This window comes from Flavobacteriales bacterium (assembly GCA_013001705.1).
Lineage (GTDB): Bacteria > Bacteroidota > Bacteroidia > Flavobacteriales_D > JABDKJ01 > JABDLZ01.
This window is the reverse complement of the sequence record JABDLZ010000220.1, coordinates 1-6,130: the sequence shown is the minus strand read 5'-3', so window position 1 is coordinate 6,130 and position 6,130 is coordinate 1. Positions and strand designations below refer to the sequence as shown.

Sequence of the window (6,130 nt, the reverse complement as noted above, 5' to 3'; positions counted from 1 at the left end):
TCGGCAAATCCATCGGGACCGATAATGGGTTCTTGGGTACGTAGACCGTGTACATCCCCTTCGGGAACGAACATGTCATAAATGGCTTGGGGATCCTCTTGCGACCAGACCCGGTCGAACCAGGATCTGCAGATATCTCTTTTGCTTCGCATGGCATTGGGTTTAAGGAGATTGGACTCCTCGTAAGATAGGGAAAAATCGGGAATAAGGACCTTACTCCACCTCCTCGTAATCCACATATTCCCCTTCCTCTACCTGTGAGGTATCAGAGGCTCTGGAATTACCTTTTTCGACACGTATCTCGCCTTCTTCCCGGGTATCCTGCATATCGCGCTGGGCACGCATGCGTTCTTCCATATCCCTACGCATACGCTCAGTGGCCTTTCGGAAGATCAATGGAAAGACGAATCTCCTCACCAGACGGGCTAGGAGCATGAATAAAAAGAAGATCAATACGAGTCTGACTACACCGGCCATACCACGAAGTTACAATGTCCATTAAGAATGATGAATTTTGAATGATGAATGGATTCTAGAGGCAGAAAGTCTTCTTAGCCCTTCCATTCATCCTTCATCACTGATCATTGCTCATTCTCTAACGGCTGAGATAGAGATTACGCTCGGAGTACACCTCTAAGAAATATGGATCACGCAGGTCATCGATAAAGCGGATCTCCTCTCCAGTGCTCTTCATCTCCGGACCGAGTTCCTTATTCACATCAGGGAATTTCTCGAAGCTGAATACCGGTATCTTGATGGCATATCCCCTACGCTTGGGGTCGAAGTTGAAGTCCTTCACCTTCTTCTTGCCCAGCATCACCTTGGTGGCATAGTTGACATAAGGTTCTTGGTAGGCCTTTGCGATAAATGGCACGGTACGGGAAGCCCGTGGATTGGCCTCGATGATGTAGACCTTATCGTCCTTGATGGCGAATTGGATATTGATCAATCCCACCGTCTCCAGAGCCACGGCTATGCGCTGGGTATACTCCTCGATCTGTGCGAGTACCAGGTCTCCCAGATTATAGGGTGGCAATACGGCATAGGAGTCTCCGGAATGGATACCGGCCGGTTCGATATGCTGCATGACCCCGATGATGCGCACGTCCTCTCCATCGCAGATGGCATCGGCCTCGGCCTCATAGGCTCCATCCAAGAAGTGGTCGAGCAGGATCTTGTTATCCGGCATATCATGGAGGATGTCCACGACATGATGCATGAGTTCGTCCTTGTTGATGACGATCTTCATCTTCTGTCCGCCCAGTACATAGGAGGGTCTGACCAGAAGGGGGAATCCGAGTTCATCGGCCAGCTCCATGGCCTGCTCTGCATTCTCCACCACTCCGAACTTCGGATAAGGGATATCCAGTTTCTTGAGAAGGCGAGAGAAGGTCCCTCTGTCTTCGGCCATGTCGAGTGCCTTGTAGCTGGTCCCCATGATCGGAATGTCGTAGCGCTCCAATTTCTCAGCCAGCTTCAAAGCAGTCTGCCCACCCAATTGGACGATCACGCCTTTGGGCTTCTCATGGAGGATGATATCGTAGATATGCTCCCAGAAGACGGGTTCGAAATAGAGCTTATCAGCCGTATCGAAATCAGTGGAGACCGTCTCGGGATTGCAATTGATCATGATGGTCTCATAGCCGCACTCCTTGGCCGCCAAGACTCCATGCACACAGCTATAATCGAACTCGATCCCTTGTCCGATACGGTTGGGGCCTGATCCCAGTACGATGATCTTCTCCCGATCGGAAACGATGGATTCGTTCTCCTCTTCGAAGGTGGAATAGTAATACGGTGTCTCGGCTTTGAACTCGGCCGCACAGGTGTCCACGATCTTGTAGACCCGTTTCACACCCATCTCATGGCGCTTCTTGAAGACCTCGCTCTCCAGACAGCCGAGCAGGTGTGCGATCTGCCGGTCAGCATAGCCTTTCTGCTTGGCTTCCACCATCATCTCCTTAGGTAGGGTCTCGAGTTCTTCGCCATTGATGCGTTTCTCGAGCAATATCAAATCTTCGATCTGCTTGAGGAACCAGACATCGATACGGGTCTTCTCGTAGATGGTATCGAAAGGAATACCCATCTTGATCGCATCATAGATATGGAAGAGTCGATTCCAACTCGGGAATTCCAGGCTTTTAAGTAGAGTGTCCAGATCGGTGACTTCCCGACCATCGGCACCGAGTCCATTGCGGCCTATCTCCAGGGATTGACAGGCTTTCTGCAGCGCTTCTTGGAAGCATCTACCGATACCCATCACCTCTCCCACCGATTTCATCTGTAGACCGAGTCTGCGATCGGAGCCTTTGAATTTGTTGAAGTTCCAACGTGGGATCTTGACGATCACATAGTCCAATGTAGGCTCGAAGAAGGCAGAAGTGGTCTTGGTGATCTGGTTCTTCAGCTCCGGTAGATGATATCCGATAGCGAGTTTAGCGGCTATTTTGGCAATGGGGTATCCCGTAGCCTTGGATGCCAATGCAGAGGATCGAGATACCCGCGGATTGATCTCGATGGCGATGATCTCTTCTTTCTCATCGGGGCTCACTGCGAACTGTACATTACAGCCTCCAGCGAAGTCACCGATGGCACGCATCATCATGATGGCCATATCGCGCATCTTCTGATAGGTACTGTCAGACAAAGTCATGGCCGGAGCGACCGTGATGCTATCTCCGGTATGGATGCCCATGGGATCCATATTCTCAATGCTACAGATGATGGTGACATTGTCATTGGCATCACGTAGGAGTTCGAGCTCGTATTCTTTCCATCCGATCAAGGCCTTGTCTATCATGACCTCATGGATGGGAGATATCTTGAGTCCGCGGGTGAGGAGCTTATCAAACTCCTCTTGGTCGTAGACCAAACTCGCTCCGGCTCCACCCAGGGTGTAGGACGCACGGATGCAAAGCGGAAATCCGAATTCTTGAGCCACCTCTTTTCCTTCCAAGAAACTCTTGGCTGTCTTCTGCGGGGCCATTCCCACTCCTATCTCCCCCATCAGCTTGCGGAATTGCTCGCGGTCCTCGGTGATGTTGATGGCATCGATATCCACCCCGATCATGCGTACATCGTTGTCTTTCCAGATGCCCATCTCATCGCACTTCATGGCCAGATTGAGGGCAGTCTGCCCTCCCATGGTCGGCAGCACGCAGTCGATATCGGGATGTTCTGTCAGTATCTGGACGATACTCTTGGGGTCCAAGGGTTCCAGATAGATGTTATCGGCCGTCAGAGGGTCGGTCATGATGGTGGCCGGATTGGAGTTGATCAAGGTGACCTTGATCCCCTCTTCTCTCAGAGAGCGGGAGGCTTGTGATCCGGAGTAGTCGAATTCACAGGCTTGACCGATGATGATCGGTCCGCTGCCGATGATCAGAACATGCTTGATGGAGTTATCTCGTGGCATTTGTCATTCAGTGCTTAAAAAATACCCCCATGGTCGCTGACCAAGGGGGTACCTTTTCAATTTCCTTCTGTGCTTTTAAGCATATCAGGGCACAAATGTAGCAGATCGCCTTTCTTGGCCGACCGCTAGATTTCCACCGATGTGGATAAGTCAATCGATGAACCAGCGAATGGTCTCTGACTTGCCATCCACGCTCAATTCGACCAGATAGACACCTGATCCCAGGTCCATTTCCAGATCGAAGCGATGCGGACCGAATCCGAGGCTGCCCAGATCCATATTATCGATGGCCCGACCACTGATATCATAGATGCTGAGCCCTACTTCTCTATCCCCGAGAAGGAAGAATTCCAAAGCACTGTTGCCAGCACTCGGATTGGGGAAGATCTGCATATCGAGGTTCTTTATGTCCAGATCCTCGACACCGCTGACGATGAATGAGAGATTGATATTATCGATGAAGATGTTGTTCCCTCCATCGTTCTCGAAATAGAGATAGAAGCGGAATCCTTCTACGGCATCATCGCTATCCAGATTATCGACCACCAAAGTGTGCCATTCTTCAGGACCGGAGGGGAAGAATTCCTCGGTCATAGGGTCCACACTGTGCAGGGTGGTGTGCCCTGAGAAGGATTTCTTCAAATCCCAGTCGTTGCCACAATCCGTGCTGGAGTAAACCCTCAACTTGTCCTTGTCATCCTCATCGATCTGTGCAAAGGCCACGTCCATGGTGAGTTCCATCTCTTCAGCGCCACTCATATCGATGGTCGTTGAGAACAAGCGGTCTTTGCGATCGAAAGCGTTGTTATAGTTGTTGATCCACACACAAGATGGACTTCCATTCCCGACACTGGTATTCACTTCCCAGGTCATGTCATTGTCCAGATTCTCGATGGACCATCTATCGGAGACCTCCAGATCCACTATGGTCTCGAATCCTTCCGTGAAAGGCATTTCTTCTCCCACATCAGATAGGATGGTGATGAACTCGGACTTCATTTCCATGTCGGATCCTACTCCATTATCCACCATCAGACTTACATCATAGGTACCTGCATTTGCATAGGTGACCTGTGGATTCTGCTCGGTAGAAGTAGCTGGGCTTCCTCCTTCGAATACCCATTGCCATCCCGGAGAATGATTGATGGAGAAATCGGTGAATGTCAACTCCTCTCCTACACAGGCCATTTCCTTACTGACAATGAAGTCCGCTGCTGGTGGTTCGGTGAGACCGGTGAAAAGATCGCTCTCCCAAAGTCCACGTCCATAGGTAGCGGCTCTGAGTTTATTGGTCGCGTAGTGTATCTCCAACTCACTGACAGGCACCTTGGGAAGCCCTTCTTCATACGGGATCCAATTGACCAGGTCGTCATTGATATAGTAGATGCCCACATCCATGGCCACGTAGAGTCCCCCATTGCTACCTGCTTCGTAGACGATGGAGTTGGCCGGGAAATTCGGGAGGTTGTATGAGATGTTCTCCCAATTATCTCCACCATCTGTCGTGCGATATACCTTGCTACCGATATTGAAACCGGATACGGTGATATAGACCTCATTCTCATCTTCCGGGTTGAAAGCGATGGAAGTCTTGGTCGTTGACGATCCACCTACTGAAATACCGGACCAAGTATCTCCGCCATCCGTGGTCTTCAGGACGGTGGTACTCCGCACGATGTAGATCACATCCGAGTTGGAAGGAGCGATATTGAATTGCGTAATGTTACCACTCGGAGGACTGAGTTGGAACCAAGCTCCATTGCCTGTACGCTTCCATAGGCTCTCATATCCGGCAAACAGTGTGTTGGGATCATTGGGGTCGAGCATGAAGGGTGTGACCCAGGCACCCGACTCTGGAATTCCTTCGACCCAATTAGTGAAGGAGTCTCCACCGTTATTGGTCCTGCGGATGTTCCCGTATTGGGAGGAAATGAAGTAGCGACTGGTATTAGTCGGGTGTACGAGACATTCCATGCCGTCTGCTCCGTAGATCTGTCCCCAAGACCCATTCAGGGTGCGCAGCATGCCGTTGTCCTGTGCACCAGCGAGAATAAGACTGGAATTGGTGACACTCGAACCCAGTCGGTAGAACTGGGTGATCGTCAAGCCTTCGGTCAGATCGGTAAAGGCCGTACCATCGCTATTGGAAACGAAGATGCCTCCATCACTCAAGCAGTAGAGTCTATTGCCAATGTATTTCAGATCATGGATGTCTGCATGGACATAAGCTCCAGTAAAGGATGGATAGACCCAGTGCGCGCGGATGCTCCAACTGCTGCCCCCTGTATTGGAACGCCAGAGGTTGACTCCACCTACGAATACCCTATCCGCATTATCGGGGTCGACTTCAACAGCGATGTCGTACCAAGCCTGACCGCCTGTATCTGTGCCTTCGCCACTCCATCCCATCAGGTTGGGAGAATCGGCTCGCAGAGTCCAGGTCTGACCTTGGTCGGTCGAGCGGTATATGCCCAAAAAGCCTTGTGTATCGGCATCACCAGCCAATAGATAGACCCAATCCGGCTCATCGGGACTCACCGCGGTGCTGTAACGGCTGACATCCGAGCTGCTTGGTAGACCTTCGTTGCTAGCTTCGAAATTCTCTCCCCCATCGATACTTCGATAGAAGGTATGGCCATTGGCGTAGATGATAGTGGGGTCGGTCGGGTGATATTCCATATCCTCGATCTCCCCGGTCTGTACCTGATACCAGGT

General features: G+C 51.0%; 4 protein-coding genes. All 4 read right to left on the bottom strand.

Features of this window, described 5'->3' with window-relative positions; genetic code table 11:
* Positions 1–152: hypothetical protein (locus tag HKN79_08985; protein NNC83700.1), on the bottom strand; the 152-nt coding region annotated here is incomplete at its 3' end.
* Between the two features lie 61 nt (positions 153–213).
* Positions 214–477, bottom strand: a complete 264-nt coding sequence (locus HKN79_08980; protein ID NNC83699.1) for a DUF4834 family protein — start codon at positions 475–477, stop codon at positions 214–216.
* A 118-nt stretch (positions 478–595) separates the two neighbouring features.
* Positions 596–3,415 carry a carbamoyl-phosphate synthase large subunit gene (gene carB, locus HKN79_08975; GenBank protein NNC83698.1) on the bottom strand — a complete coding sequence of 940 codons (2,820 nt, stop codon included), beginning with the start codon at positions 3,413–3,415 and terminating at the stop codon, positions 596–598.
* Between the two features lie 150 nt (positions 3,416–3,565).
* A partial coding sequence (locus HKN79_08970) for a T9SS type A sorting domain-containing protein (protein NNC83697.1) occupies positions 3,566–6,130 on the bottom strand: 2,565 nt, incomplete at its 5' end.